The sequence below is a fragment of the Thermaerobacter litoralis genome (assembly GCF_054654595.1).
Window position 1 is genome coordinate 1 of the sequence record NZ_BAAIES010000002.1, and the last position, 24,077, is coordinate 24,077.

General features: G+C 74.1%; 19 protein-coding genes. 12 read left to right on the forward strand and 7 right to left on the reverse strand.

What is annotated here, in order from left to right:
- Window positions 1-98 precede the first annotated feature (98 nt).
- Entirely contained in the window at window positions 99-854 is a 756-nt protein-coding gene (locus ACYQ02_RS00225) for a metal ABC transporter ATP-binding protein (protein WP_460038424.1), read from the reverse strand.
- Between the two features lie 461 nt (window positions 855-1,315).
- Here ACYQ02_RS00225 and ACYQ02_RS00230 point away from each other — a divergent pair, with 461 nt between their 5' ends.
- Complete coding sequence (locus ACYQ02_RS00230; RefSeq protein WP_460038425.1) at window positions 1,316-1,744, forward strand: Fur family transcriptional regulator; 429 nt, start codon at window positions 1,316-1,318, stop codon at window positions 1,742-1,744.
- Window positions 1,745-1,775: 31 nt separating this feature from the next.
- Here the strand turns inward: ACYQ02_RS00230 and ACYQ02_RS00235 are convergent, their stop codons facing one another.
- Together ACYQ02_RS00235 and ACYQ02_RS00240 are read right to left on the reverse strand one after the other, a co-directional pair.
- Window positions 1,776-2,051: a hypothetical protein gene (locus ACYQ02_RS00235; protein WP_460038426.1), complete on the reverse strand. Its 276-nt coding sequence runs from the start codon at window positions 2,049-2,051 to the stop codon at window positions 1,776-1,778.
- Between the two features lie 210 nt (window positions 2,052-2,261).
- Window positions 2,262-2,546 carry a hypothetical protein gene (locus ACYQ02_RS00240; RefSeq protein WP_460038427.1) on the reverse strand — a complete coding sequence of 95 codons (285 nt, stop codon included), beginning with the start codon at window positions 2,544-2,546 and terminating at the stop codon, window positions 2,262-2,264.
- A 157-nt stretch (window positions 2,547-2,703) separates the two neighbouring features.
- Here ACYQ02_RS00240 and ACYQ02_RS00245 point away from each other — a divergent pair, with 157 nt between their 5' ends.
- The 3 genes from ACYQ02_RS00245 (at window position 2,704) to bshB2 (ending at window position 7,108) form a co-directional block, all read left to right on the forward strand.
- Window positions 2,704-4,002: a helix-turn-helix domain-containing protein gene (locus ACYQ02_RS00245; RefSeq protein WP_460038428.1), complete on the forward strand. Its 1,299-nt coding sequence runs from the start codon at window positions 2,704-2,706 to the stop codon at window positions 4,000-4,002.
- A 367-nt stretch (window positions 4,003-4,369) separates the two neighbouring features.
- Entirely contained in the window at window positions 4,370-5,773 is a 1,404-nt protein-coding gene (locus tag ACYQ02_RS00250) for an EamA family transporter (RefSeq protein WP_460038429.1), read from the forward strand.
- 75 nt (window positions 5,774-5,848) lie between these two features.
- A complete protein-coding gene (gene bshB2 / locus ACYQ02_RS00255) occupies window positions 5,849-7,108 on the forward strand; it encodes a bacillithiol biosynthesis deacetylase BshB2 (RefSeq protein ID WP_460038430.1) in 1,260 nt (419 codons plus the stop codon).
- A gap of 115 nt (window positions 7,109-7,223) precedes the next feature.
- On the opposite strand, the gene ACYQ02_RS00260 is transcribed toward bshB2, so the two are convergent.
- The gene (locus tag ACYQ02_RS00260) at window positions 7,224-9,464 is read right to left on the reverse strand and encodes a S8 family serine peptidase (RefSeq protein ID WP_460038431.1); all 2,241 of its coding nucleotides are present in this window, start codon (window positions 9,462-9,464) and stop codon (window positions 7,224-7,226) included.
- 725 nt (window positions 9,465-10,189) lie between these two features.
- Here ACYQ02_RS00260 and ACYQ02_RS00265 point away from each other — a divergent pair.
- The 8 genes from ACYQ02_RS00265 to ACYQ02_RS00300 all read left to right on the forward strand — a co-directional run bounded on the left by ACYQ02_RS00265 (window position 10,190) and on the right by ACYQ02_RS00300 (window position 19,928).
- Window positions 10,190-11,302 carry an ABC transporter substrate-binding protein gene (locus ACYQ02_RS00265; protein WP_460038432.1) on the forward strand — a complete coding sequence of 371 codons (1,113 nt, stop codon included), beginning with the start codon at window positions 10,190-10,192 and terminating at the stop codon, window positions 11,300-11,302.
- A 1-nt stretch (window position 11,303) separates the two neighbouring features.
- Window positions 11,304-12,377: a quaternary amine ABC transporter ATP-binding protein gene (locus ACYQ02_RS00270; protein WP_460038433.1), complete on the forward strand. Its 1,074-nt coding sequence runs from the start codon at window positions 11,304-11,306 to the stop codon at window positions 12,375-12,377.
- The gene (locus ACYQ02_RS00275) at window positions 12,367-13,224 is read left to right on the forward strand and encodes an ABC transporter permease (protein ID WP_460038434.1); all 858 of its coding nucleotides are present in this window, start codon (window positions 12,367-12,369) and stop codon (window positions 13,222-13,224) included. Before ACYQ02_RS00270 ends, ACYQ02_RS00275 begins: the two co-directional genes overlap by 11 nt.
- A gap of 77 nt (window positions 13,225-13,301) precedes the next feature.
- Window positions 13,302-14,480, forward strand: coding sequence for a DUF4236 domain-containing protein (locus ACYQ02_RS00280; protein WP_460038435.1), 1,179 nt, complete (start codon window positions 13,302-13,304; stop codon window positions 14,478-14,480).
- On the forward strand, window positions 14,452-15,897 hold the full coding sequence (locus ACYQ02_RS00285) for an alpha,alpha-trehalose-phosphate synthase (UDP-forming) (RefSeq protein ID WP_460038436.1): 1,446 nt from the start codon (window positions 14,452-14,454) through the stop codon (window positions 15,895-15,897). The genes ACYQ02_RS00280 and ACYQ02_RS00285 overlap by 29 nt, the downstream gene beginning before the upstream one ends.
- On the forward strand, window positions 15,894-16,955 hold the full coding sequence (locus ACYQ02_RS00290; protein ID WP_460038437.1) for an FAD-dependent oxidoreductase: 1,062 nt from the start codon (window positions 15,894-15,896) through the stop codon (window positions 16,953-16,955). The genes ACYQ02_RS00285 and ACYQ02_RS00290 overlap by 4 nt, the downstream gene beginning before the upstream one ends.
- Before the next feature lie 614 nt (window positions 16,956-17,569).
- A complete protein-coding gene (locus tag ACYQ02_RS00295; RefSeq protein ID WP_460038438.1) occupies window positions 17,570-19,231 on the forward strand; it encodes a hypothetical protein in 1,662 nt (553 codons plus the stop codon).
- A 142-nt stretch (window positions 19,232-19,373) separates the two neighbouring features.
- Window positions 19,374-19,928, forward strand: a complete 555-nt coding sequence (locus tag ACYQ02_RS00300) for a hypothetical protein (RefSeq protein ID WP_460038439.1) — start codon at window positions 19,374-19,376, stop codon at window positions 19,926-19,928.
- A gap of 108 nt (window positions 19,929-20,036) precedes the next feature.
- Here the strand turns inward: ACYQ02_RS00300 and ACYQ02_RS00305 are convergent, their stop codons facing one another.
- Genes ACYQ02_RS00305 through ACYQ02_RS00315 form a run of 3 tightly spaced genes read right to left on the reverse strand, consistent with a single transcriptional unit; the run spans window position 20,037 to window position 23,877 of the window.
- The gene (locus ACYQ02_RS00305) at window positions 20,037-20,945 is read right to left on the reverse strand and encodes an FAD binding domain-containing protein (RefSeq protein WP_460038440.1); all 909 of its coding nucleotides are present in this window, start codon (window positions 20,943-20,945) and stop codon (window positions 20,037-20,039) included.
- Window positions 20,942-23,329, reverse strand: a complete 2,388-nt coding sequence (locus ACYQ02_RS00310; RefSeq protein ID WP_460038441.1) for a xanthine dehydrogenase family protein molybdopterin-binding subunit — start codon at window positions 23,327-23,329, stop codon at window positions 20,942-20,944. The genes ACYQ02_RS00305 and ACYQ02_RS00310 overlap by 4 nt, the downstream gene beginning before the upstream one ends.
- Before the next feature lie 29 nt (window positions 23,330-23,358).
- On the reverse strand, window positions 23,359-23,877 hold the full coding sequence (locus ACYQ02_RS00315; RefSeq protein ID WP_460038442.1) for a (2Fe-2S)-binding protein: 519 nt from the start codon (window positions 23,875-23,877) through the stop codon (window positions 23,359-23,361).
- Window positions 23,878-24,077: the final 200 nt, after the last annotated feature.

Genomic DNA, 24,077 nt, shown 5'->3' on the forward strand with positions numbered 1-24,077 from the left:
TTGCCGAAAGGGCCCGGATCATGAAATCGTACTGAAACATGCCCGCCAGGCCGGCGAGCCCGTCCGTCCCTGCGCCCATGGGCGGGTCATCCTCTCCCTCAGTGGCGGTGATGCAGGGTGGTGACGGGGAACCCGTAGAGCTCGGCCATGGTCCCCGGCTCCAATTTCTCGGGCGTGCCGTGGAAGAACAGGCGGCGGTTGAGGCAGGCCAGGGTCGTCACCTCGGCGCTGATGACGCCGACGTCGTGGGAGACCATGATCACCGTCAGCCCTTCCTGCTCCCGCAGCCGGCGCACCAGGCCGTAGAAGCGGTCCTGGGTGGCGGCGTCGACGCCCTCCAGGGGTTCGTCCAGGATCAGCAGCTCGGGGCGGCTGACCAGCGCCCGGGCCAGGAAGACCCGCTGCTGCTGGCCGCCCGAGAGGCGGCCGATGGGCCGCCGGGCCAGGTCCTCGATCCCCACCAGGGCCAGGGCCTCCCGGGGCGTGCGGGGTGGCCGGCGCTCCTCGGCCGGGCTTCCCGGACCGCCGCGGCCGGCCACCGCCACCAGGCCGGTCTGCACGACTTCCTCCACCGTGGCCGGGAAGCCGCCGGCCAGGGCCGCGGGGCGCTGGGGGACGTAACCCACCCGCCACCACTGGCGGAAGGACGCCAGGTCCTGCCCGAAGAGCCGGATCCGGCCGCGGGCCGGCTGCTGCAGGCCAAGCAGCAACCGCAGCAGGGTGGTCTTGCCCGACCCGTTGGGCCCCACGAGGCCCAGGAACTCGCCCCGGCGCACCTCCAGGGACACCCCGTCGAGGACGGGTTCCGCCCCGTAGGAAAAGGAGACATCGTCGACCTGGACGACGGCCGTCACGCCCACCGACCTGCCTTTCGCGTCCCGCGGCGCCGGGCTCCCGCCCCGGCGGGCCGCCGCCCCGCCGGGCTGCCGCCCCGGCGGCCCGCGACTTGAGTTCCCCGCGGCCTTGGCGCGCCCCGCGGCTTTGGCACGAGGCGACGGCGAGAACTTCGTGATCGGAATATTCCGAACTAGTAATAGACGGCCGTGGTGGAACCTGTCAAGGGCGGCACGCCGTCGGGCCGGGGTGGCACGCCGCCGGGACGGTACGGTACGGCGCTGGGACGGGGACGGCCCTTTCCGGTGCGGCCGGCCTTGGGCCACCGGCCTTGTTCGGCGCGGGGGGCGGTTCGGGCGGTCCAGGCTGGCCGGTGGGCCGGCCGGTTTTGACACCGCGCCGGCCCCGGGGTAGATTGAGAGGTGATCGGTCGACTCGGAATCTTCCGGTTTGCTATACCCGGCGGAAGCGAGGTGCCGGCGTGAGCTTCCAGCGGGCGGTTCAGCGGCTGAAGGACCGGGGCCTCAAGGTGACGCCCCAGCGGCTGGAGATCCTCAAGGCGGTGATGGGTGCCGGGCGCCCCGTCACGGCCCGCGAGGTGACCGACGCGGTACGGGAGCGGCACCCCCGGGTTAGCGTGGACACCGTCTACCGCAACCTGACCCTGTTGACCCGGTGCGGGCTGATCAGTCCGGTCAACCTCCAGGGGCGCGACGGGACCCGGTTCGAATACCAGGGCGACGAGCACCACCACCACTTCGTCTGCGTCGTCTGCGGGCAGTCCTTCTGCGTCGAGTGGTGCCCGACGGCCACCTTGCAGGCGGTGCCCTCCCAGGATCCGGGGTTCCGGGTCCTCGGCCACACCTTCGAGATCTACGGCTACTGCAGCCGGTGCCAGAAGGCGGGTTAGCGGCGGTTGCCGGCGGAACCCCGCCCCCTTCTCAGGAGCGTTCCGGCTTGAGCTTGCTCACCACCTCTTCGGCCAGCTGGCGCAGCTTGCGCGCCCGGGCTCCGTGGATCCCGTCCAGGTGGCGCTCTAGGTCCCGCGCCACGTTGACCATCTCGTGCAGAGGCTGCTGAACCTGGTTCCAGAGGGCTTCGGCGCCGCCGGCGGCGCCCGGGGCTGCCCCCGTGACGACCCCGCGGTTCCCGTCCTCCACCCGGCCGTTGCGTTCCGCCGCCCCGCCGGCCATGCGGGGCCGATCGGCCTGATCCATCGCCTTGCCACCTCCCAGGCTGCTGGGCCGTTCCCTGGCCGGTCGCCCATCACCCGGCCGGTCGCCCATCACCCCTAGGATGCGCGGGGTGGCCGGTGGAGCCATGCATGGTCTGGCGGCATGGCAGAGGCGGCGGGCCTGTGGGACCCGCCGCCTCCTCGCCGGTGATGGCTGCTCCCGATGGGCCGGTTCCTCCGCCGGCTGGATGCCTCAGCCCGCTGCCCGCGGGGCTGCGGCGCCAAAATCGGGAATGCCGGGGCCCATGAGGTCGGCCCGCTGCCCCCGGATCCCACCGTCGAGATCCGGGATCCCCGGCCCCATCAGGTCGGCGGCCTGCCACGGCACCACCCCGTCCAGCTCGGGGATGCCAGGCCCCATCAGGTCGCCGCGCAGCCCGGCCGCTCCGGCCGCCGGGTTCCACCCCCCCAGGGCGACGACCCCCAGGATCACCAGCCCCAACAGGGTGAGGGCGGCCCGTCCGCGAACCCTGCTCATGTCCTCACCTCCCGCCGGCCAGCGGCGTAACGTTGTCCCGGGTAAGTCCATGGTGGACCGGGACGGGTGGGACACGGCGTGCCGGTTCGTCACGCGGGTGAACGGCCGCGTGCCCCGGTGCCGGCGCGCCGCAGCCCCCTGGAAGGGAGGCGCGCCTGTGATCGGCGATCGCATCCGGGCCCGGCGCCGCGAGCTGGGCATGACCCAGGAACAGCTGGCGGCCGGCTACTTCGACCGCTCCTACATCAGCCGCATCGAAGCCAACGAGGTGATCCCGCCCCTCCCCACGCTGGAGCTGCTGGCCCGGCGCCTGGGCAAGCCGGTGACCTACTTCCTCGGCGAGGCGGAGGAGTTCGCCCAGCGCCGGGTCGTCCATGACTACGTGCGCCGCGGGCGCCGCTACGCCCGCCAGCGCCGGTTCGCCGAGGCGGCCCAATCCTTCGCCACGGCCCTGGACCTGCTGGCCGGGGAGGCCGACTCGCCCCTGCTGCTGGCCGTCCACGTCGAGCACGCCCATGCCCTGGCCTGCCTGGGGCGGGTCGAAGAGGCCGGCCGGCACTTGTTTGCCGCCCTGACCCTTTTGGCCCGCGTCCCCCTGGACCGGTGTCCCCCGGGGACCGCCTTCCGCCTCCACTACACCCGGGGCCAGCTGGCCTTTCACCGGGACGAACTGGCCGTGGCCGCCGAAGCCTTCCGGCTGGCCGCCGCGGCGGCCCCGCGACCGGCCGACCGTATCCGCGCCCACGTGGCCCTGGGCAGCACCCTGTTCCGCCAGGGCCGCTATGAGGACGCGCTGCGGTGGTATGCCACGGGCGTGCCCCCGGAGGAGGTGGACGGCGATCCCGGCCTCCCCGGCAAGCCCGGCACCCTCCCAGGCGAGGCCCCGGCGGCCGGAGGCGGCCCGGCCCGGCGGGAGGCCTCCCGTCATGACCCGGGAGCCGCCACGGAAACCGGTCCGGTGCCGGTGCCCACCCGTCACCTGCCCCGGGGACTGGTGGCGGCATGTCATCACGGCCTCGGCAGCTGCTATGGCGCCCTCGGCCGCCTCGAACGGGCCGCCCGCCACCTGGAGCGGGCCATCCAGCTGTACCGGGGCCGGGATCCGGTGCGCCAGTTGATGGCGACCCATGACCTGGCCATCGTCCAGAGCCGCCAGGGCGCCTGGAAACCGGGGCGGGCGCGGCTGCGCCACTGCCTGCGGGGCTACCGGCGGGCGGGGCGCCTGGACGGCGTGGCCAGCGTGCTGGTCGATCTCGCCCGGCTGGAGCTGGAAGCCGGGCGCCACCGGCGGGCCCTGGTCCTGGCCCGGCTGGCGCGGCGCCGGGCCCGGGAGGCCCAGCGTCCCCACCTCTATCTCAGCGCCATGGACGTGGAGGCCCGGGCCCTGGAAGCCCTCGACCCCGCCGCGGCCCGGGCCCTGGACGACGTGGTGGACGACCTGCGGGCCCTGGGCTGACGAACCGGCCGGCGGCGGGCCCCAAGACCGGCCGGATGGCGGCCCCCAGGGGGCGAACCCCCCGCCTCCGTGAGGCGTAAGGTAGGGTGCCGGCGGGCCACCGCCCCGGGGGTCGGCGGGCTGCCGTTCCGGGGACCAGCGGGCCGCCGTTCCGGGAACCGGCGGGCCCCCGTCCCAGACCGCCGGGGCGGTGCCGGGGGCGGGCGGGGTCCCGGCCGGGGCAGGCCCCGCCCTGCACGGAAGGCCACAGGCCAGAACGGGGACGTCCAACCCCTGCCTGGGGCGCCGCCCCAGGCCGGGGGACGGCCCTCCCCGCGGGGAACGCCGGCGGCTCCCTGGCCGACCCCACCCTGGGCAGGCCAGATCGGTGGGATCGACGATGGTCCGGCACGGCCGCAGGCCGTCGCAGCACCCGCCGGCGGCGGGCGACGCGCCCGTCGACAGTTTGCTTGGCGCCGCCCTGGGGCTGCTGGCCGTGCTTCTGTTCAGCTTGACCCTGCCCGCCACCCGGGTGGCCCTGGAGGGGCTCCCCGCCGGGCTGGTCGGCCCGGGCCGGGCCGTGGGCGCGGCCGCCATGGCCGTGGCCGCCGCCCTCGCCGCCCGGATCCGCCGGCCCCGGGGGCGGCGCCGGCCGGCCGCCGCGGAGCCCACGGCGCCTGCGGCCCATCCCCCCGCCTGGCCCCCGCCCCGGGAGGCCTGGGGTTCCGTCCTGCTGGTGGCGCTGGGAACCGTCACCGCCTTCCCCTGGCTCTCGACCCTGGCCCTGGCCCGGGTGCCTGCCGCCCACGGCGCCGTTCTCCTCGGCCTGCTCCCCCTCCTCACCTCGGGCTACGCCACGTGGCGGGCCGGGGAGCGGCCCTCCGCCCGCTTCTGGCTGGCGGCGGTGGCCGGGAGCGGCGTCGTGGTGGCCTTTGCCGTGTTCATGGGCGCCGGCCGCCCCCAGACCGCCGACCTGCTGCTCCTGGCCGCCATCGGGATGGCCGCGGCGGGCCACGGCGAGGGGGGCCGCCTGGCCCGGCGGTACGGCGGGTTCCTCCCCATCGCCTGGGGCCTCTGGGCCGCCCTGCCCCTGACCCTGCTGCTCACCCTGCCGTCGCTGGCTCCCGCCCCGGGGCCCTCGCCCGCCCCCGCCCTCCCGCCAGCCCCCAGGCCGGTCGGGGAATACGCCGCCGGGCCGCCGCCGCAAGATCCCGGGGTGGAAGGGCGATTGGTCGCCCCCACCGCCTCCGGATTGGTGGGACCCCTGGCCGTAAGGGCTCCGGGCGGGGCCGGTGGCGGCTCGATGCCCGGCGAGATGAGAGCAGGTCGCGGCCCCGTTCTCGACAGGGCCACTGGCGGACCCGCCGCGGCCGCCGGCGTGCCCGTCCCGGGAGCGGCCGGTGGCGGGCCCTACCCCGTTCCGGGTCGCGAGCCCCCCTCCACGGACCGGGCGCCGGCGGTGCGGGCGTGGCTGGCCTGGATCTACATCAGCGGCGTGACCCAGCTGGCCGGGTTCGTCCTGTGGTACCGGGCCATGGCCCTGGCCGGGGTCGCCCGGACCAGCCAGCTCCAGCTGCTTCAGCCCTTTTTCACCTTGCTGGCCGCCCACGCCGGCCTCGGCGAGCGGGTCGATGCCGTCACCCTGGTGGCCGCCCTGGCCGTGGCGGCGGTGGTGGCCGTGGGCCGGCGCGCCCCGGTCCACCGGAACGCCGATGGGGAAGAACCGGCCCCCCGCCCGCCCGCGCGCCCCCTGCTGGCCCAAGAGGAGGCGCCCCCTGCCTGGCGAAGGTAGGACGATATCAGGTTCGGGATCAGGTCCGGGCCGCCCGGCGGCCCGTGGTCAATTCGCCGTGGCAGGAGGAGCGGAATGGAAGCCATCGACCCGGCCCGTGTCGAGCGGGCTTTCCAAGCTTTTGTGGGGGATGAGGTCTACCTGCACCTGGAGACGACCCACGGCGCCTACACCCGCGGGGGGTTCGGCGCCTTCGCCCGCAACCTGCGGATCCGCCTGGAGGCGGCTGCCGTGCGCGGCAGCGGTCCCTACCGGGCGGGCCTGCGGGTGCCGGGCGGCTGGGTCTACGCGGAGGGGCTGACCCACTGGCAGGAAGAACCTGGCCGGCTGCTGCTGGAAGGGCGGGATGCGGAAGATCGCCTGACCGTCGTCCTGGAGATCGGCCGGGAACCCTTCCCCACGGCCACGCCGGCCGAACCGGAGGGGACCGGCGCCGCCGTCGCCGGAGCCGCCGGGGCGGCAACCCGTCCGGCGGCGGCCGCCGGCGCAGCCGGGCCGAACCCCGCGACCCCGGCCGGCGGTCCGGGGATACCGGCTGGGACGGCGGGCGCCCGGCCGGGCCAGGGGGCGAGCGGCTCGCCCGCCCCGGCGGGCACCCTGCCGGGAGCCACGGCCCGTGGTGCCACCTCCGCCGGCGCCGACCCCGCCGGCGCCGTCCCGGCCCCGTGGGACCGGCATCTAGTGGTGGTGCTGGCCCATCCCGACGACGAGTCCTTCGGCGCCGCCGGCACCATGGCGCTAGCCGTCGACCGCGGGATCCCGGTCACCATGGTCTGCGTGACCGCCGGACAAATGGGGCGACGGATCGGCCGGCCGCCCCTGGCCCACCGGGAGTCCCTCGGGCCCCTGCGCATCGCCGAGCTCCGCGAGGCCATGGCCGCCGTGGGCGTCCGGGACGTGCGGGTCCTGGGCGTCTGGGACAAGACGGTGGAGTTCCAGGACCGCGCCGGCCTGGCGGCCCGGATCCGCGGGATCCTGGAGGAGACGGGAGCCACCACGGTGATCACCTTCCACCCGGAGCTGGGCGGCCACCCCGATCACAACGCCGCCGGTGCCGCCACCGTGGAAGCCGTCGCCGGCCTGGCCGGCCCGCGGCCGCGGGTCCTGTTCGTCAAGGGGCCGGCGCGGGACGCCGACCCGGGCCTGCCCCAGGTGACGGTGCCGGTGGAGGCAGTCCGGGCCCGCAAGGAGGCCGCCTTCCGCGCCCACCGCTCTCAGACCACCGGCTGGGACCAGCGCCTGGAGGCGGATCCGGAGATGGCGCGCCGGTTCGCCCGCCTGTTCGTCGAGGAGTCCTTCTGGGTCTACGCTCCCGGTCCCGCGACGCCCAGCTGAGGCCGTCCCCGCCCGAACCCCCCAAAGACCCCAGGGGCCCCACCCGTCGGGTGGGGCCCCTGGGTCTTCGTTGGTCCTCGTCCCATCCTGCGGCGGTCCCGCTACGGTCAAGGCCTCAAGGCTTGGCCTCCCGGTCCACCCGCAGCCACCAGGGGGCGCGGAGCTCCTTGCCGCCGCAGCGGAAGACCAGCTCGCCGTCGTAGTCACCGCTGGGCGTGGTGTCGCTGCGCCCGCCCTCCATGGACACCGTCAGGGTCGCGTAGGCGCCGGGGTCCAGGGTCACCGAGCCGGCCGACACCGTGACCGCAGGATCGGTGGCATCGCGCACCACCGTCACCGTGCAGGTCTGCCGGGTGCCGCTGACATTGTGGAGCGTCAGCGCCTGTTCCCCGCTCACCGGCGCGTTGCCGTTGAAGTAGCCGAAGCTGATGCTGACGGGATCCAGGGTCACGGGCGTGGCATGGGCCCGCGCCAGATCGATCCGGCCGCCGCCGCGGGCCAGCACGCCGGGATCCCGGGAGGCCGTGAAGGGATCCCTCACCACCCGGGCGGCGGTGTTGACCAGGGCCGACTTGACGTCGGCGGGCGACCAGTCGGGATGGAGCTGGCGCAGCACCGCGGCCGCTCCGGCCACGTGGGGCGTGGCCATGCTGGTGCCCTGGAACATGGCGTATTCGCCGTGGAACACCGAGGAGTAGATGTTGACGCCGGGCGCCGTCACGTCGGGCTTGATCAGGTAGGTAAAGGGCGTCGGCCCGTGGGAGGAGAAGCCGGCCAGGATGTCGGCATTCTCACTGCGGATCTCCGTCAGGACCGTGCCGTCGATGCTCACCTGGGCGCCGGGGTCGGCCTGCAGCAACTGCTTCAGGAAAGCCCCGTCGTTGCGGGAGACCATGGCGGCGGGGATCTGGGGAACGGGCGTGGTGCCGTCCTGGCCCGGCGCCGACGGATCGCCGGCCACGTTGTTGACGATCAGCACCCCGATGGCCCCGGCCTGTTCCGCGTTGCGCACCTTGGTGGTGAAGGTGCAGCTGCCACGGTCGACGAGCGCGATCTTCCCCGCCACCTCTGCGGCGTTCACCAGCGGATAGCAGGCCTGGGTCGGGTTCGCCGAGCCGTCCCGGGCGATGGCGTAGGGGGCCGTCACCTGGCCGAAGGGCGCGAAGTCGCCCGGAGCGGCGCCGAAGGACCGGCCGCCGGCGGTGACGGGGATGCCGATGTAGTGGGGGTTCGTGCTGGCGCCCACGGTGATCGCCTTGGCGGCGCTGCCGGGCGACTCGACGGTCATGTCCCCGGGGCCGGAGTTCCCCGCGGCCACCGCCACCACGACCCCGGCGTCGACCGCGGCGTTGACCGCCTCGGCCAGGTAGTCATGGGGGCCCTGGACGCCGCCACCCAGGCTCATGTTGACGACGTCCATGCCGTCCCGCACCGCGTCTTCCAGGGCCGCGGCGATGTCGTGGCTGAAGGCCGAACCGCCATACGCCACCCAGCCCGCGCCGAAGCCGGGGAAGACGTTGTAGTCATAGAGCTCGGCCGCCGGGGCGATGCCGCTGAGGGTGTCCTGCACCGGGCCCTCCGTCAGGGTGGTCACGCACCCGGCGATGGTGCCCGCCACGTGGGTGCCGTGATCGTTGACCAGCACGTTGGAGGGATCCCCGGCCACGCCGCTGGCGTAGACCTTGGACGGGATGTCGACCTCGTCCACGTCGCCGTCGCCGTCCCGGTCCTTGCACCGGAAGAAGGGATGGCTGCGGTCGATGCCCGAGTCGATGACGCCGACCTTGATGCCCTCACCGGCCCGCTCCCGGCCCCGCTCCCAGCGGCCCGAGCGGTCCAGCAGCGCCCACACCTCATCAGCCTCGATCAGCCCGGCGCTGACGTTCATGGCCGGCCGGTACAGCCCGCTGGGCGTCACCCGCTTGGCGCCGCGGCCGCGGGCCAGTTCGTCCGGCGAATGACCGTTGAGCTCGACCACCAGCGCGTTACCGGTCAAGAAGAACTCGCGCACCACCCGCGCCCGCGGGGCAACGGAGGCCAGGGAGGCCTTGAACTCCTCGTGCCGCTGCTTGAGGTAGTCGACGTAGGCCTTGACGTCCCGGCTGCGGGCGTCCAGCTTCTTGCCCGGCGCCGGCTTGGTCGCCTTGAGCCGGCCGATGCCGCCGGTATAGCTGGCGGCGGGCGGGTCGACCAGCTGGACGATGGCGTAACCGGTTCCTCCGGCCGCCGCCCCCGCATCCCCCTCGGTGAAGTCGTGGCGGGGGACCGGCCCCACCGCCGCGACCACGTTTCCGGCCAGCGCCAGCACCAGGAGCACGGCCAGCAGGGCCGGAATACGGCGCGACCAACGTTCCACGGTTCATCCCCTCCCCGGGATGCCTGGGCCGCAGGTTCCCGGCGCCCGCCTGGGGCGGCCGGCGGGAACCTTGCGGTGCCCGTGCCCGGGAAGATTCGCGGTGGCCGGTCCAGTTCCTCCCAGCCCGTCCCCGCGGGGAGCCGGGGACCCCGAGAGGAGAGGTCCGCCCCCGGCGGCCCCGTCGCCCTCTGCCCGCCCCGCTCGACGGGGGCCCCTGGGCAACGCCTGGCGTGCTGAGGAGGCGCCACTGGCCGAAAGAAGGTGCTATCGAACCCCCACCGGGCCCTAACCAGGTCACGATGCCAAAATTCACCTTGCACGCCCCGGCAGCATTCCTATAATATTGGGGACACAAATCCAAGTTGGCAGGCCGAAGCCCCCTCACGGGGCGCGGGGGAACCGTCCTTGGGGCGAATTCCCGGCCGCCACGACGCCACCGGTCCTTCCGGTCGCGGGCCCGCCGGCCCGCTCCGGCGGCCCCAGGGCTCGCGCCCGCCGCCGGTCGGAGCCCTGGCATCCGCGCCGGCAGCGGTGGCGTCCGCGGCGACTCCGGGATAGGGCAGCCCGGCCCGAGCCCGCCAGCTAACCCCGTAGGCACGCGGGCCCTTTGTGCACGCCATTCCCTGCCTACCTTGTCCCCCTGCTGCGGTGGGGTTCCACCACCCCGGAACCTGCCGTTCACCGTTCCCCCGCGCCCCCGGCCTGCCGCGGAGGGAGGTCGTTGCGTGAAGACCGCGGCACGGCGGGCGGCGGGTCGCCGCCGGCACGCCCCGCGGGTCCAAACGTGGGCCCTGTCCTTGTTGACCCTGGTCGTCCTCCTCGTGGCCGCAGGCTGCGGCAGCGGCGCCGGCGCGACCGGCGGCGACGGTGGAACCGGATCCGGCTCCGGGGCCTCCGGCAGCGGAACCGGCGGCGACAAGCCCACCCTGATCTTCGGCGACTTCAGTTGGGACAGCGTGCAGGTGCACAACCGCATCGCCGGGTTCATCATCGAGCACGGCTACGGCTACCCCGTCGACTACAAGTTCGGCGACACGATCCCCATCCTCCAGGGCCTGCAGGACGGCAGCGTCCACATCACCATGGAGATGTGGCCCGACAACATCCGCGACGCCTGGCAGAAGGCCCTGGACTCCGGCAAGGTGCTCGACCTGGGCGAGAACTACCCCGAATCGCCCCAGGGCTGGTACGTGCCCGCCTACGTGGTCAAGGGCGACCCCGAGCGGGGCATCGAGCCCATGGCCCCCGACCTGCGCTCGGTCCAGGACCTGAAGCGCTACTGGCAGCTGTTCGAGGACCCCTCCGAGCCGGGCAAGGGCCGGTTCTACAACTGCCCGACGGGCTGGGTCTGCTCGGACATCAACGCCCAGAAGCTCAAGGCCTACGGCCTGGACGACCACTTCACGGCCTTCAACCCCGGCTCCGAGGCGGGGCTGAACACGTCCATCACCACCGCCTACGAACAGGGCAAGCCCTGGGTGGGCTATTACTGGGAGCCCACCTGGATCACCGGCAAGTACGAGCTGATCCGGCTGGAGGAACCGCCGTACAGCGACGAGTGCTGGGAGTCCGACAAGGCCTGCGCCTATCCGCCCAGCAAGGTCCTGGTGGCCGCCAACAGCCGGCTTCAGGAGATGGCGCCGGAGGTCGTCGAGTTCCTCAAGAAGTACGACACCACCCTGGAGCAGACGGCGGCGGCCCTGGCCTACATGCAGGATGAGGGCGGCAAGCCCGAAGACGCCGCCGTCTGGTTCCTCAAGACCTACGACGACTGGCAGCAGTGGGTCCCCGACGACGTCCGCCAGCGCGTGCAGGCGGCCCTCGAGGAGGTGAGGTGAGATGACGGCGAACCGCGGCAGGGGGCGCGGCGCCCGGGGCGATGAGGGCACCCACGCTCCCGTGCTGCTGGCCGTCCAGGACCTGTGGAAGATCTATGCCCGCCACCACCGGCGCATCGACGTCCACGACCCGGAGGCGGTCGCCCAGGCCGAAGCGCGGGGGGCCGTGGTGGCCGTGCGGGAGGCCAGCTTCCGCGTCCGGCGCGGCGAGATCTTCGTGGTGATGGGCCTGTCGGGCAGCGGCAAGTCGACCCTGGTGCGCTGCCTGCTGCGCCTGGTGGAACCCACCGCCGGCCGCATCCTGTTCGACGGCGAGGACGTCACCGCCATGGACGGCCGGCAGCTGACGGCCTTCCGGCGGACCCGGGTGGCCATGGTCTTCCAGCACTATGGCCTCCTCCCCCACCGCACCGTGCTGGACAACGTGGCCTTCGGCCTGCGGTTGCGGGGCGAACCGCGGGCCGTCCAGCTGGAACGGGCGCGGGAGGCCCTGGCCCGGGTCGGCCTGGAGAAGTGGGCCCACCGCTACCCCGCCGCCCTCTCCGGCGGCATGCGCCAGCGGGTGGGCATCGCCCGCGCCCTGGCCCGGGATGCGGACCTGCTGCTGATGGACGAACCCTTCAGCGGGCTGGACCCCCTGATCCGCCGGGAGCTGCAGGACGAGCTGCTGCGGCTGCAGCAGGAACTGCACAAGACCATCGTCTTCATCACCCACGACCTGCAGGAGGCCCTGCGCCTGGCCGACCGGATGGCCATCATGCGGGCGGGCCGGATCGTCCAGGTGGGCCGGCCCCGGGAGATCATCCAGAACCCGGCCGACGACTACGTCCGCCGGTTCGTCCGGGACGTCCGGGAGGCGGCGGCCCTGGCCGCGGGGGCGTGGCGGGCCGCGGCGGCCGAATCCTCCCCCGCAGGCGTGGCCGGCGGGGCGGGTGAGCCCCGGCTGGCGGCGGCAGGCGAGGTGTTCCGGGCCACGCCCGCCGACGGGGCGACCGGCCTGCGCGCCGACCCGGTGGCGCCCACCCCTTGGGGCGGTCCCGCCGTCGCCAGGGAGGGATCCCCCCTTGTTCCCTGAGGCGCTGGAGTTCCACGTGGCCCCGTGGATCCAGGAGGGCCTGGCCTGGCTGGTCGATGCCGGGGGCGGGTTCTTCCACGGCCTGTCCGTCGCCATCACCCGCGCCCTCAACGGCATCGAGGCCGGGCTCCTGGCCGTGCCCTGGTGGGTCTGGATCGGCGGGGTGCTGGTGGCCGGCTGGGCCGTCACCCGCCGGCCCCTGACGGCCCTGACCCTGGCCGGCCTGATGCTGGCCATCGGCGCCTTCGGCTATTGGGAGGCGGCCATCGAGACCCTGGCCATGGTGATCGTGGCGGTGATCCTGGCCGTGGCCATCGGGCTGCCCTTGGGCATCGCCATGGCCGAGTCGCGCCGCGTCCACGCCCTGGTGATCCCCGTGCTGGACGCCATGCAGACCATGCCCAGCTTCGTCTACCTGATCCCGGTGATGATGCTCTTCCAGGCCCTGGGGCCGGTGCCCGGCACCCTGGCCACGGTGGTCTACGCCCTGCCGCCGGTGGCGCGGCTGGTCGACCTGGGGATCCGCCAGGTGTCCGCCGACGCCCAGGAGGCGGCCCGGGCCTTCGGCGCCACCCGCTGGCAGCTGCTGAGCCAGGTGCGCCTGCCCCTGGCCCTGCCCAGCATCATGGCCGGGATCAACCAGACGACGATGATGGCCCTGGCCATGGTCGTCATCGCCAGCATGGTGGGGGCCGGCGGCGTCGGCGAGGCGGTGATGCGGGCCATCCAGCGGGTCGATCCCGGCGCGGGCTTCGAGTCGGGCTTCACCATCGTCGCCCTGGCCATCGTCATGGACCGGCTGTCCCAGGGGCTCGCGCGCCGCTGGCAGGTGCCGCGCACCGGCTGAACCGCCGCCGGACCCAGTCTCCGGAGAGCGGCCGGGGGCCGGCAGGCCCTCCACGGCGAGGAGCGAATTCGACCACCATGGGCTGGTACCTGCGCAAGAGCTTTCGAGTGGCTCCCGGCGTCCGGCTCAACCTGTCCAGGTCCGGGCTGGGGCTTTCCGTCGGCACCCGGGGCGCCCGCATCGGCGTGGGCCCCCGGGGTGCTTACGTTCACGCCGGCACGGGCGGCCTGTACTACCGGAAGACCCTGGCCGCACCCCGGTCCCGGCGCCGGGGTGCACGCAGCCCGGCCGGGCCGTCACCGGCCCAGGAGGCCGTGCGCGCCTACCCCGAGGGGCAGCTGGAAGGCGGCTCGGCGGCCGGCGTCCTGGGTTGCCTTGGCCTGGTGCTGGTGCTCCTCGCCGTCGCGACGCCCTGGCTCTGGCCCCTGGCCCTGGGCGCCCTGGCCGGTTCGGCCTACCTGTCGTGGCACGGCGGCCGGCTGGTCCGGGCCTGGCAACAGGCGGCCGCCGCCTTCCGGGCCGGCCGCTGGGAGGAGAGCCGGCGGATCCTGGAGCCGCTCCTCGCCCACCACCACCAGGAGGCCGATCTCTGGCTCTTGTGGGGCCTGACCTTGTGGCGGCTGGGCGACGAGGCCCAGGCGGTGGCGGCCTTGTTGCGGATCGACGCCTGCCCCGACACCCTGGGCCGGCTGGCCGGTCCCGCCCGCGTGGCCTGGGAGGTGGAGTTCCAGCCCTGGCCCCTGCGGGTCGAGCTGCCCTCGGCCCCGGGCGTCGACATGCTGCAGGCCTACCTGCTGGCCCGGACCGGGCGCCACGCCGAGGCCGTGGCCCAGCTGGACGGCGCCCTGGCCCTGAATCCCGGGTTCCACCCCGCCCGGCTGCTCAAGGCGCTGATCCTGATCGAGGGGGCCCGCGCCTTCGACCGGGCCGTGGCCGTCCTGCAGGAGATCCCCCGGGAGGATCCCCTCTACCTGTGGGCCGTCGCGGCCATGGGGCAGGCCTTCCGCCAGGCGGGGCAGCCCGACCTGGCGGTCACCGCCTTGCGCCCCGCCACCCGCTTCCGGCGCGACCCCGAAGCGCTGAAGGCGATCCGCTACGAGCTGGCCCTGGCCTACCACGACCTGGGCGACCTGCGCCGGGCCCGGGAGCAGCTGGCCCGGATCGTCACCGACGACATCGGGTACCGCGACGCGCGGCGCCTGCTGGAGCAGTGGGGAGGTGGTGGCGGTGTCCCTGATCGTGGTGGCGAACCGTGAGCCCCTGCGCCGCGAGGGAGACGGCTGGGCGCCCGCGGTGGGCGGCCTGGCCACGGCCCTCCTCCCCGTCCTCGAACGGCGCGGCGGCACGTGGGTGGCCTGGGGCGAGAAGGAGGCCGATGCCTGGCCGGTCCTCACCTACCCGCCCGCTGCCCCTCGCCTCGCCGTGCGGCGCCTCTTCCTGCCGCCCCGGGAGGTGGCCGGCTCCTACCACGGCATGGCCAACCGCACCCTCTGGCCCCTGGCCCACTACCTGCTGGACCGGGTCGAGATCCGCCGCGACTTCTTCCAGGCGTACCGGGCGACCAACACCCGCTTTGCCGAGGCGACGCTGGAGGCCTGGACCGATGGGGCCACGGCCGTATGGGTGCAGGACTACCACCTGATGCTGGTCCCGGCCCTGCTGCGGGCCGCCCGCCCCCGCGGGCGCATCGGCTTCTTCTGGCACATCCCCTGGCCGCCCCCCGAGGTCTGGCAGGTCCTGCCGTGGGCGGCGGACCTGGTGGCGGGGGTCCTGGGCGCCGATCTGGTCGGCTTCCACACCCCGGAGTACGTGGACAACTTCCTCGCCACCTGCCGGCTCCTCCCCGGCGCGGCGGTCCGCGGCCAGGCGGTGCTCTGGCAGGGGCGGCGGATCCGCGTCGAGGCCCACCCCATCGGCATCGACACCGATCGCTTCCGCCGCTGGGCCGCCGATCCCCGGGTGCGGGAGCGGGCGGCCCGCTGGCGCCGGATGGCGGCGAGCCGGTTCGTCCTGGTCGGTGTCGATCGCCTGGACTACACCAAGGGCATCCCGGAGCGGCTGGACGCCTGGGAACGGCTGCTGGAGCGCTACCCCCAGTGGCGCGGGCAGGCCACCCTGTATCAGATCGCGGTGCCCAGCCGGACCCGGCTGGAGTCCTACCGCCAGCTCAAACGCCGGGTGGACGAGCAGGTGGGCCGGATCAACGGCGCCTACATGCAGGACGGGTGGATGCCCGTGCGCTACCTCTACCGGGCCTTCACCCCGCGGGAACTGACGGCCTTCTACCTGGCCGCCGACGCCGCCCTGGTGACGCCCCTGCGGGACGGCATGAACCTGGTGGCCCAGGAGTACGCCTGGGTGACGGAGAATGGGGTCTTGATCCTGTCGACCCTGGCCGGCGCCGCGGCGCTGCTGCCCGAGGCGGTGCAGGTCAACCCCTATGATGTGGACGGGCTGGCCGAGACCCTCCACGACGTGCTGGCCTCCCTGGCGGACGAACGCGGCCGCCGGCGGTGGGAGGCCCGGCGGGCCGCCCTGAAGGAGCGGGTGGCCGCCCTGGACGTCCATGGTTGGGCGGCGCGCTTCCTGGCATCCTTAGAAGGGACCCGGGAGGAACCGGCGGCCGCCGGCCCGCCCGGCCAGAGGGAAGGAGCCGGTTCGATCACCCCATGAAGCCCGTGCCCGTGCCCGTCGCACCTGCAACCGCCGCCAACCGGCCCGGCCCCAGCCCAGCGGCCACGCCGGGGGCCAACGGGTCCGCGGTCCCCCGCCCGCCCGTGGTGGTGGCGGGGGGCGGCATCGCCGGCACCGCCGTGGCCTTCGCCCTGCAGGACCTGTTCCCCGTGGTCCTGGTCGACGACGGGGAGTTCCCCGGTCTCGGCGAGACCCGCACCGCCGTGGGCGTCCTCAAGGCCCTCCTGGGCCACCCCCGGCTGGACGAGGCCGCCCGCATCACCTGGGCCTTCGCCCTCGCCCAGCACGAGCACCCCCGCTCCCCCGTCCGCCTGTCCTTCGCCGCCCTGGACGACAAGCCGGAGCGAGCAGCCTTCCTCGACCACCTGCTGCTGCTCGACGCCATGCTGCTGCTGGCCCGGCGCCGGGGACTGCGGCTGCTCACCCACACCCGGGTGGTGGAACCGGTCCTGCGGGGCGGCCGGGTGGTCGGGGTCCGGACGGAGCGGGCCGGCAGCGGCCCGGAGGTGCTGCCCGCCGCCGCCCTGGTCCTGGCGCCGGGGCCCCGCACCGACAGCCTGGCCTTGGAGGGCTTGCCCGACGGCTTCGCCGGCCGGTTCGTCCCGGTGAAGGACGTGGTGATCCCCTTCCGCCTGCCGGAAGCCGCCGCGGTGGCGCCGGCCGTGTACACCCGCCGCTCCCTGATCTGGCAGTTCGTCCTGGGCCTCGAGCCCCGGACCCTCCTGGCCGCAGCCCGCCTGGAGGGGGATTGGGCCCCGCCCTCCTTCGAGGAGCTGGTGGCCCTGGTGGACGACCTGGTCACCCGGTTCGACCTGCCCGGCGAGGCGGAGCTGGACCGCACCCGCACCCTGATCGACCTGCGGGGACCGGAGGGCCTGCCCTTCGCGGGCCCCGTGGCGCCGTTGGGCGGCGCCGAGGGCCTGTTCGTCCTGGCGGGACTGGGGCTGGAGGGCCTGTCCCTCAGCCTGGGGCTGGCCCGCCAGGTGGCGGCGGCGGTGGCGGCTTACGCGGGGCTGCCGGTCCCGGCCGGCTCCTGATCGGCCCGGTTCGCCCGGCCGCCGCTGCCCTCTTGTCGCGCGCCCCTCCGTACCATGGCGACCCGCGCCCCCCGCGGCGACCCGCAGCTACCCACGGCGCCCCGCGGCCGCCCGTGGCCATCCCGCGGCGACCTGCAGCCACCCGTGCGACCCGCTACCACCCCGCGGCGACCCGCGGCCAGCGGCGGCGCCCCCCAGCCACCAGTGGTGCCCCGCGGTCGCCCGCGGCCATCCCTCGGCGACCCGCAGCCACCCGCGGCGACCCTCATAAGGCGGGCCCCCCCGCCGAATCCGCTTAGTGAACCGTTCTGGGGGAACGGCGTCAACCACGGCCCACCGCACTCCCGTCTTCGCAGCAGCGGCAGGCGCCCGTCCCGACCGACCGGGCGGTCGACGCGGCGGACCGGAGCCGGCAGCCGGTCCCATTCCGTCCCGCAGGCCACCGGCAACCCCGGCGGCCACGGGTGGGCCGGCCCGCGGGCCCGCCGGCGATCAGCCCACCGGTCGCCGGGCCGGCTGGTCCGGAGCCCCTTGGAGGCGCCGGTGCGGGTCGCCCGCAACACCCCCTTTCCCCCAGAACCGGCCCACCCTGCGGGAGAAAGGAGGGTGACAGCGTGGACCAACCCCGCATCCCCGGCCGCAGCCTGGGGCGAGCATGGCCCAGCCGCCGGGTCCAGGGTGCCCGCCACCGTCAGGGGGCCTTCCGGGCGCCCTTCGCCCCCTCCACCGGTGGGGGCGCCGGCGGGACCGCCGGTGGGACACCGGGCGGCGACGGGGAACCGGGACCCGGGGCGGCCGCAGGGCACAGCCGGCGCCACCGGCTGGCTCGGGGGCTGCCCGCCCTGGCCCTGGTCGCCGTGCTCCTCCTGGTGGCCGCCGCCCGGGCGGGTGCCGCCAGCCCTGCCCCGGCCAGCCTGGAAGACCTTCTGGTGCCCGACCGCTACTTCATCGTCACCGCCGACGAGATGGTCGGTCGCGGGGCCAGCGTCATGCCCGTCACCGAGCCCGGGGCCGGCCCCTTCGAGGTGATCGTGCGGTTCGAGTCGGCCGAGATCCACAACCTGGCCCTGACCCAGGATCTCAGCCAGGGCTCGCCCCTGTACCTGCAGATCACCAGCAGCGGGGTCGCCCGGGTCACCGACACCGCCATGCGCACGGACCTGCTGTCCCTGATCGGGACCATTCCGGGGGCCGCCCAGGCCGCCGACCCCATCCAGTTCGTCCTCGATCTGCTGGAAAGCGGCGGTCAGGTCACCCTGCGGGTGCGGGACATGGGCATGCGGGCCACCTGGATGCACACCGGCACGGCGGTCCTCCCCGGCGCGGTGATGCGCTTCGTCACCGATCCGGCCGACCTGGCCCAGCGGGACCGGATCCAGCGGGTCGAGCGCCAGGCCGCCATGCTCCACGGCAAGTACCGCGACCTGGACGACCTGCGCCGCGACCGGCAGCAGCAGGAGCGGGCCGGACTGCTGCCCGGGCTGCCCGGAGGCGACCTGCCCCTGCCCGGATTGCCCGGCCCCGGCCTGCCGTCGGCGCCGCTGCCCGACCTCCCGTTGCCGAAGCCGCGGATCCCCTCGCCGCCGGTGCCGCCGTTGCCGCTTCCCGAGGAGGCCCGTGACCTGGTGGCGTGCCTTGAAGAGGCCTTGCCGAAGGATCCGCTGTCCCTCCTGGACCTGTCGGCGCTGCGCCAGGGGGATCTGGAAGGAGCCGTCGCCCCCCTGCGCGACCTGAATCCCCAGGCCGTGGCCGGCTGTCTCGCGGACGAACCGGCCCCCGAGGCGCCGGAGGCCCCGGCCGCCCCCGCGGAGCCCGGCGAATCGGGTGCGGACCAGCCGGCCCTTCCCCTGCCGGTGCAGCCGGCGTTGCCGGCCCTCAGCCCGGCCCTGGCCTGCGTCGCCGGGTCCCTGGACCTGGCGGAGCGTGACCTCGAGCCGCTGGCTGGCGATTCCTCGCTGACGGCGACGGAACTGCTGGACGGCCTGGTCGACCTGGGCCTGGTGGAGGCTCGCAGCGTGCCCTCCGCCGCCTTGCAGCTCGCCGGTGACTGCGGCCGCTACTGGCCGGACCTGGCCGACCTGGCGGGGAGCCTGCTGGGTGGGACCGGTTCGTCCGGCGGGAGCTCCGAGGCGGCCACGGGAACCACGGGGGACACGGGTGCAGCCGGCACCGGAGACGGGGCCGGCGACGGAAGTGGCGAAGGCGGTCTCCTGCCCCTGCTGGGCGGGTTGCTGAGCTCGGCCGGGCTGGGCGGCCTGCTCCGCAAGGGTCCCTGAGTACGGTAAGGACCCCTGATCGGGGAAAGGGCCCCGGCGGGCCCGGGTAGGGCGAGACGACCGGCGACCGGCACCGGACCCGTCCGGCCGGGCGCCGGTGGACGACGGAGGACGGGACGTCACATCAGGGAGGGATGGCCCCATGCCATACGCCGTGACCACCGGGACTTTCTCCCGGCGCCGTTTCTGGGTCACCTTCGGCCTCTCCATGGCCGTGCTGGGCGCCATGCTGTTCGTCATGATGTCCCAGGGCATCGCCCTGGCGGCGCCCCTGGCCGGGATCGGCGGCGTCATGCTGGAGTTCGACCGCCTGGAGGGGCAGGGCTTTCAGATGTTGCCGGTGACCAACGACACCGACGACGCCGCGGGCGTCCCCATGGCCCGGGCGAAGATCGACCACCTGGTGATCACCAACCTGCACCTGTACAAGGACCTCAACGTGGGCGGCAAGACGGTGCGGGTCAGCATCACCGCCTCGCCGGTGGAGATCAGCGGCCTGGTCCAGGACATGACCTACCAGGAGGCCGGCTCCATCTCCTTCAACGAGCAGGTGGTCGACGAGCAGCGGGGCAGCAGCCCGCTGTCCATGTCGGCGCCCGGCGTGGTGATCGAGGACGCCAAGATCATCGCCCACTACCTGTTCCAGAACAAGGCGAAGCTGCCCGGCATGAAGCTGGAGGTCAAGGTGATCGACTGAGGGGGCCCGATCGCCCAGGATCTCCCCTGCACCCCTGCAAGCCACGGGCCGGGGCTCAAAGCCCCGGCCCGTGGCTTGTTCGGGCTTGCCCTCCCCGGGGGACGGCCCTCAGTCCGCGGCCATGACCTCCTCCCCGCCGGCCCGCTGCCAGGCTTCGGCCAGCGCCCGGCGGGTGTACACCCGGGCCAGGTGGGCCCGGTACTCGGCGGACGTCAGGGCATCGCCGTCCACGTCGACGCCGTCGACGGCCCGGGCGGCCGCCTCGGCCAGCAGCTCCGCCGTCGGCACCCGGCCCGTCAGGTGTTCTTCCACGGCCGACGCCCGGTAGGCCGCCCCCGTCACGCCGTTCAGGGCGACCCGGACCGCCGCCGCAGCCCCCTCCCCGTCCCGGGCCACGGCGGCGGCCACGCCCACCAGGGCGAAGTCCGACGCCCGGCGGGCCATCTTCAGGTAGCGGTACCCCCAGCTCCAGCCCCGGTCCCCGCCGGCAGCCGCCGGAATGCGGACGGCCGTCACCACCTCATCCGGCTGCAGGGCGGTGAGGAAGGGGCCGAAGAAAAACTCCCCCGCGGGGATCGCCCGCTCCCCACCGGGCCCGGCCACTTCGATCTCCGCCTCCAGGGCCAGCAGGGCCGCGGGGTAGTCGGCCGCCGGGTCGGCGTGGGCCACGCTGCCGCCCACGGTGCCGCGGTAACGCACCTGCATGTCGCCGATGACCGCGGCCACCTCGGCCAGGAGCGGCGCGTGCCGGCGGACGGTGGGATCGGTCATCACCTGGTGATGGGTCGTCAGGGCCCCCAGGCGCAGGGTGCCGTCCGGTTCCACCGCGATGCCGGACAGTTCCCGGACCCGGCCCAGGTCGATCAGGACCTGGGGCTGGGCCAGGCGCAGCTTCATCGCCGGCAGCAGGCTGTGCCCGCCGGCCAGCAGCTTGGCCTGATCCCCGTACCGCCCCAGGAGTTCGAAGACCTCATCCAGGGTCTCCGGCCGGTGATAGGCGAAGGCGCTGGGGATCATCGCCCCTCCCCCCCTTCCGCGGCAGCCGCCGCCTGCTGGGCCTCCTGGATCGCCCGCCAGACCCGTTCGGGCTTGCAGGGCATGTCGATGTGCCGCACCCCCAGGTGGGAGACGGCGTCGACGATGGCGTTGACCACCGCCGGCGTGGCCGCGATGGTGCCGGCCTCACCGATGCCCTTGACGCCCAGCGGGTTGACCGGCGAGGGGGTGCAGGTGAAGTGGGACTCGAAGGACGGCAGCTCGGCCGCCGTGGGCACCGCGTACTCCATCAGCGAGGCGTTCAGGGGCTGGCCGTTCTCGTCGTAGACCAGCTCCTCATACAGCGCCTGGGCGATGCCCTGGGCGATGCCGCCGTGGATCTGGCCCTCGGCCAGCAGCGGGTTGATCACGTTGCCGCAGTCGTCCACGCACACGTACCGCAGGATGCGGGTGCGGCCGTCCTCGGTGTCCACCTCCACCACGCACACGTGGGTGCCGAAGGGGAAGGTGAAGTTCTCCGGCTGCCAGAAGGCCGTCTCCTCCAGCCCCGGCTCCAGCCCGGGCGGGAAGTTGATGTGGGAGCCCAGGTTGGCCGCCGCGGCGATCTGGGTGAACTTGATCGCCCGCTGGGGCGCGCCCTTGACCCGGAACTGGCCGTCGACGAACTCCAGGTCCTCCGGGCTGCACTCCAGCTGGTGGGCGGCGATCAGGGCCGCCTTCCTCTTGACCTTCTGCAAGGCCTGGTAGAGGGCGATGCCACCCACCGCCGCCGAGCGGCTGCCGTAGGTGCCCAATCCGATGGGCCCGCGACCCGTGTCGCCGTGGAGCACCTCCACGTCCTCCGGCGGGATGCCCAGCTCGCTGGCCACGATCTGGGACCAGGCGGTCTCGTGGCCCTGGCCGTGGGCGGACGAGCCGGTGTAGACCGTCACCTTGCCGGTGTGGTGGACCCGCACCTGGGCCGACTCGAACAGGTTGCCGCCGTAGAAGGTCCCCGCCAGGGCCGCCGAGGGCGCCAGGCCGCACGCCTCGATGTAGCTGGAGATGCCGATGCCCAGCTGGAGCCGGTCCCCCCGCTGCCGGCGCTCGGCCTGCTCCCGCTTGAGGTCTTCATACCCGACGGCCTCCAGGGCCTTGTCCAGGGCGGTGTGGTAGTCGCCGGAGTCGTAGGTGATGCCCACGGGGTTGGTGTAGGGGAACTCGTCCTTGCGGACGAAGTTCTTGCGGCGCACCTCGGCCGGGTCCAGGCCGAGTTCGTCCGCCAGCCGGTCGATGGTCCGCTCCAGGAAGTGGGTGGCCTCCGGCCGGCCGGCGCCGCGGTAGGCGTCGGTGGGCGTCTTGTTGGTGAAGACGCCGGTGATCTTGATGGCATGGTGCTTGTGCCGGTAGGGCCCGGGCGAGACGATCAGGCCCAGGATCGGGATGTAGGGCGTGTTGAGCTGGTTGTAGGCGCCCAGGTCGCAGATCCAGTTGATCCGCATCCCCAGGATCTCGCCGTCCCGCCGGGCCGCCACCTCCACGTCGATGATGCCCTCGCGGCCGTGGATGGTGGTGACGAAGTTCTCCCGGCGATCCTCCACCCACTTGACGGGGCGCCGGAGCTTCCTGGCCAGATAGGGCACGATGACCTCTTCGGGGTAGACGTTGAGCTTGGCCCCGAAGCCGCCGCCCACCTCCGGCGCGATGACCCGCATCTGGTGCTCGGGCACGCCCAGGATACCGCACAGGTTGACCTTCAAGAGGTGCGGGATCTGGGTCGTGCTCCAGACCGTCAGCTCGCCCGTGGCCGGGTGGCAGTCGGCCACCACCGCCCGCGGTTCCAGGGCCATGGGCACCAGGCGCTGCTGCAGGTGCCGCTGGCGGATCACCACGTCCGCCTCGCGGAAGGCGGCCTCCACGTCGCCGCCGGCGGCCTCCCACGTATAGGCCACGTTGGTGTCGAACTGGTCATGGACCAGGGGCGCCCCGCTCTCCATGGCCTTCTCCGGATCGACCACCGCGGGCAGGGGCTCGTAGTCGACCTCGACCAGGGCCGCCGCATCCTTGGCCGCCGCCCGGGTCTCGGCCACGACGACGGCCACCCCCTCGCCCACGTGGCGCACCCGGTCGATGGCCAGGGGCCAGTGGGGCGGGTTCTTCAGCCCCTCGTAGAGCCAGGCGCACGGCAGCGGGGCCATCAGGCCTGCCTTGAGCTCCTCGCCCGTGAGGACGGCCACCACGCCGGGCGCCGAACGGGCCGCCGCGGTGTCGATCCGCCGGATCCGGGCGTGGGCGTGGGGGCTGCGCACCACGGCCATGTGGACCATGTTGGGCAGCTTGATGTCGTCGGTGTAGGTGCCCGACCCCGTGATCAAGCGGGGGTCTTCCTTGCGCTTCAGCCGAGCGCCAATGCCTGCGACCGGCACCGTCTTCACCCCCTCGCCGGCGACCGGGGTCAGTCCGCGGCCGCGCTGCGTTCCTGCAGGCGGCGGGCCGCGTACTGAACCGCGCGGACGATGTTGTGGTAACCCGTGCAGCGGCAGAGGACGCCTTCCAGGCCGCGGCGGATCTCCTCCTCCGTGGGATTCGGGTTGACCTCCAGGAGGTGCGCCGCGGCCATGATCATGCCCGGCGTGCAGAAGCCGCACTGGAGGCCGTGCTGCTCCCAGAACCCCTCCTGGACCGGGTGGAGCCGGCCATCCTGGGCCAGGCCTTCGATGGTCACCACCTCGGCGCCGTCGGCCTGCACCGCCAGGACGGTGCACGACTTGACCGCCTGGCCGTTGAGGTGGACCGTGCAGGCGCCGCAGTTGGACGTGTCGCAGCCGACGTGGGTGCCGGTCAGGCCGAGTTCTTCCCGCAAGAAGTGGACCAAGAGGGTGCGGGGCTCCACCTCGCGGGTATAGGTCCGGCCGTTGACCTTGAGGGTCACCGGCACCCGCTGGCCGGCCGCTTCCGGGCCGGTCCCTGCCATGACGCCGCCCGACCTCCTTTCACGGGCCCACGCCCGCATGACGGATCCTGAACCCGGCGGGACGAGGACCCACCGGATCCGCTTGGGGGATGGGGACCGGGTGACGGCCGCCGGCCGGCACCGGAGAAGCCGCCCGCCTGCGGCCGGGTGGTGGGCCCCAACGGTCATGGGTCCCGGGCCCTGCAGGCCTGGAGCTCTCC

Coding starts and splice junctions, on each gene's coding strand:
- ACYQ02_RS00235 (WP_460038426.1), bottom strand. CDS start 2,051: ATGGATCAGGCCGATCGGCCCCGCATGGCCGGCGGGGCGGCGGAACGC.
- ACYQ02_RS00240 (WP_460038427.1), bottom strand. CDS start 2,546: ATGAGCAGGGTTCGCGGACGGGCCGCCCTCACCCTGTTGGGGCTGGTG.
- bshB2 (WP_460038430.1), top strand. CDS start 5,849: ATGGAAGCCATCGACCCGGCCCGTGTCGAGCGGGCTTTCCAAGCTTTT.
- ACYQ02_RS00270 (WP_460038433.1), top strand. CDS start 11,304: ATGACGGCGAACCGCGGCAGGGGGCGCGGCGCCCGGGGCGATGAGGGC.
- ACYQ02_RS00280 (WP_460038435.1), top strand. CDS start 13,302: ATGGGCTGGTACCTGCGCAAGAGCTTTCGAGTGGCTCCCGGCGTCCGG.
- ACYQ02_RS00290 (WP_460038437.1), top strand. CDS start 15,894: ATGAAGCCCGTGCCCGTGCCCGTCGCACCTGCAACCGCCGCCAACCGG.
- ACYQ02_RS00300 (WP_460038439.1), top strand. CDS start 19,374: ATGCCATACGCCGTGACCACCGGGACTTTCTCCCGGCGCCGTTTCTGG.
- ACYQ02_RS00305 (WP_460038440.1), bottom strand. CDS start 20,945: ATGATCCCCAGCGCCTTCGCCTATCACCGGCCGGAGACCCTGGATGAG.
- ACYQ02_RS00315 (WP_460038442.1), bottom strand. CDS start 23,877: ATGGCAGGGACCGGCCCGGAAGCGGCCGGCCAGCGGGTGCCGGTGACC.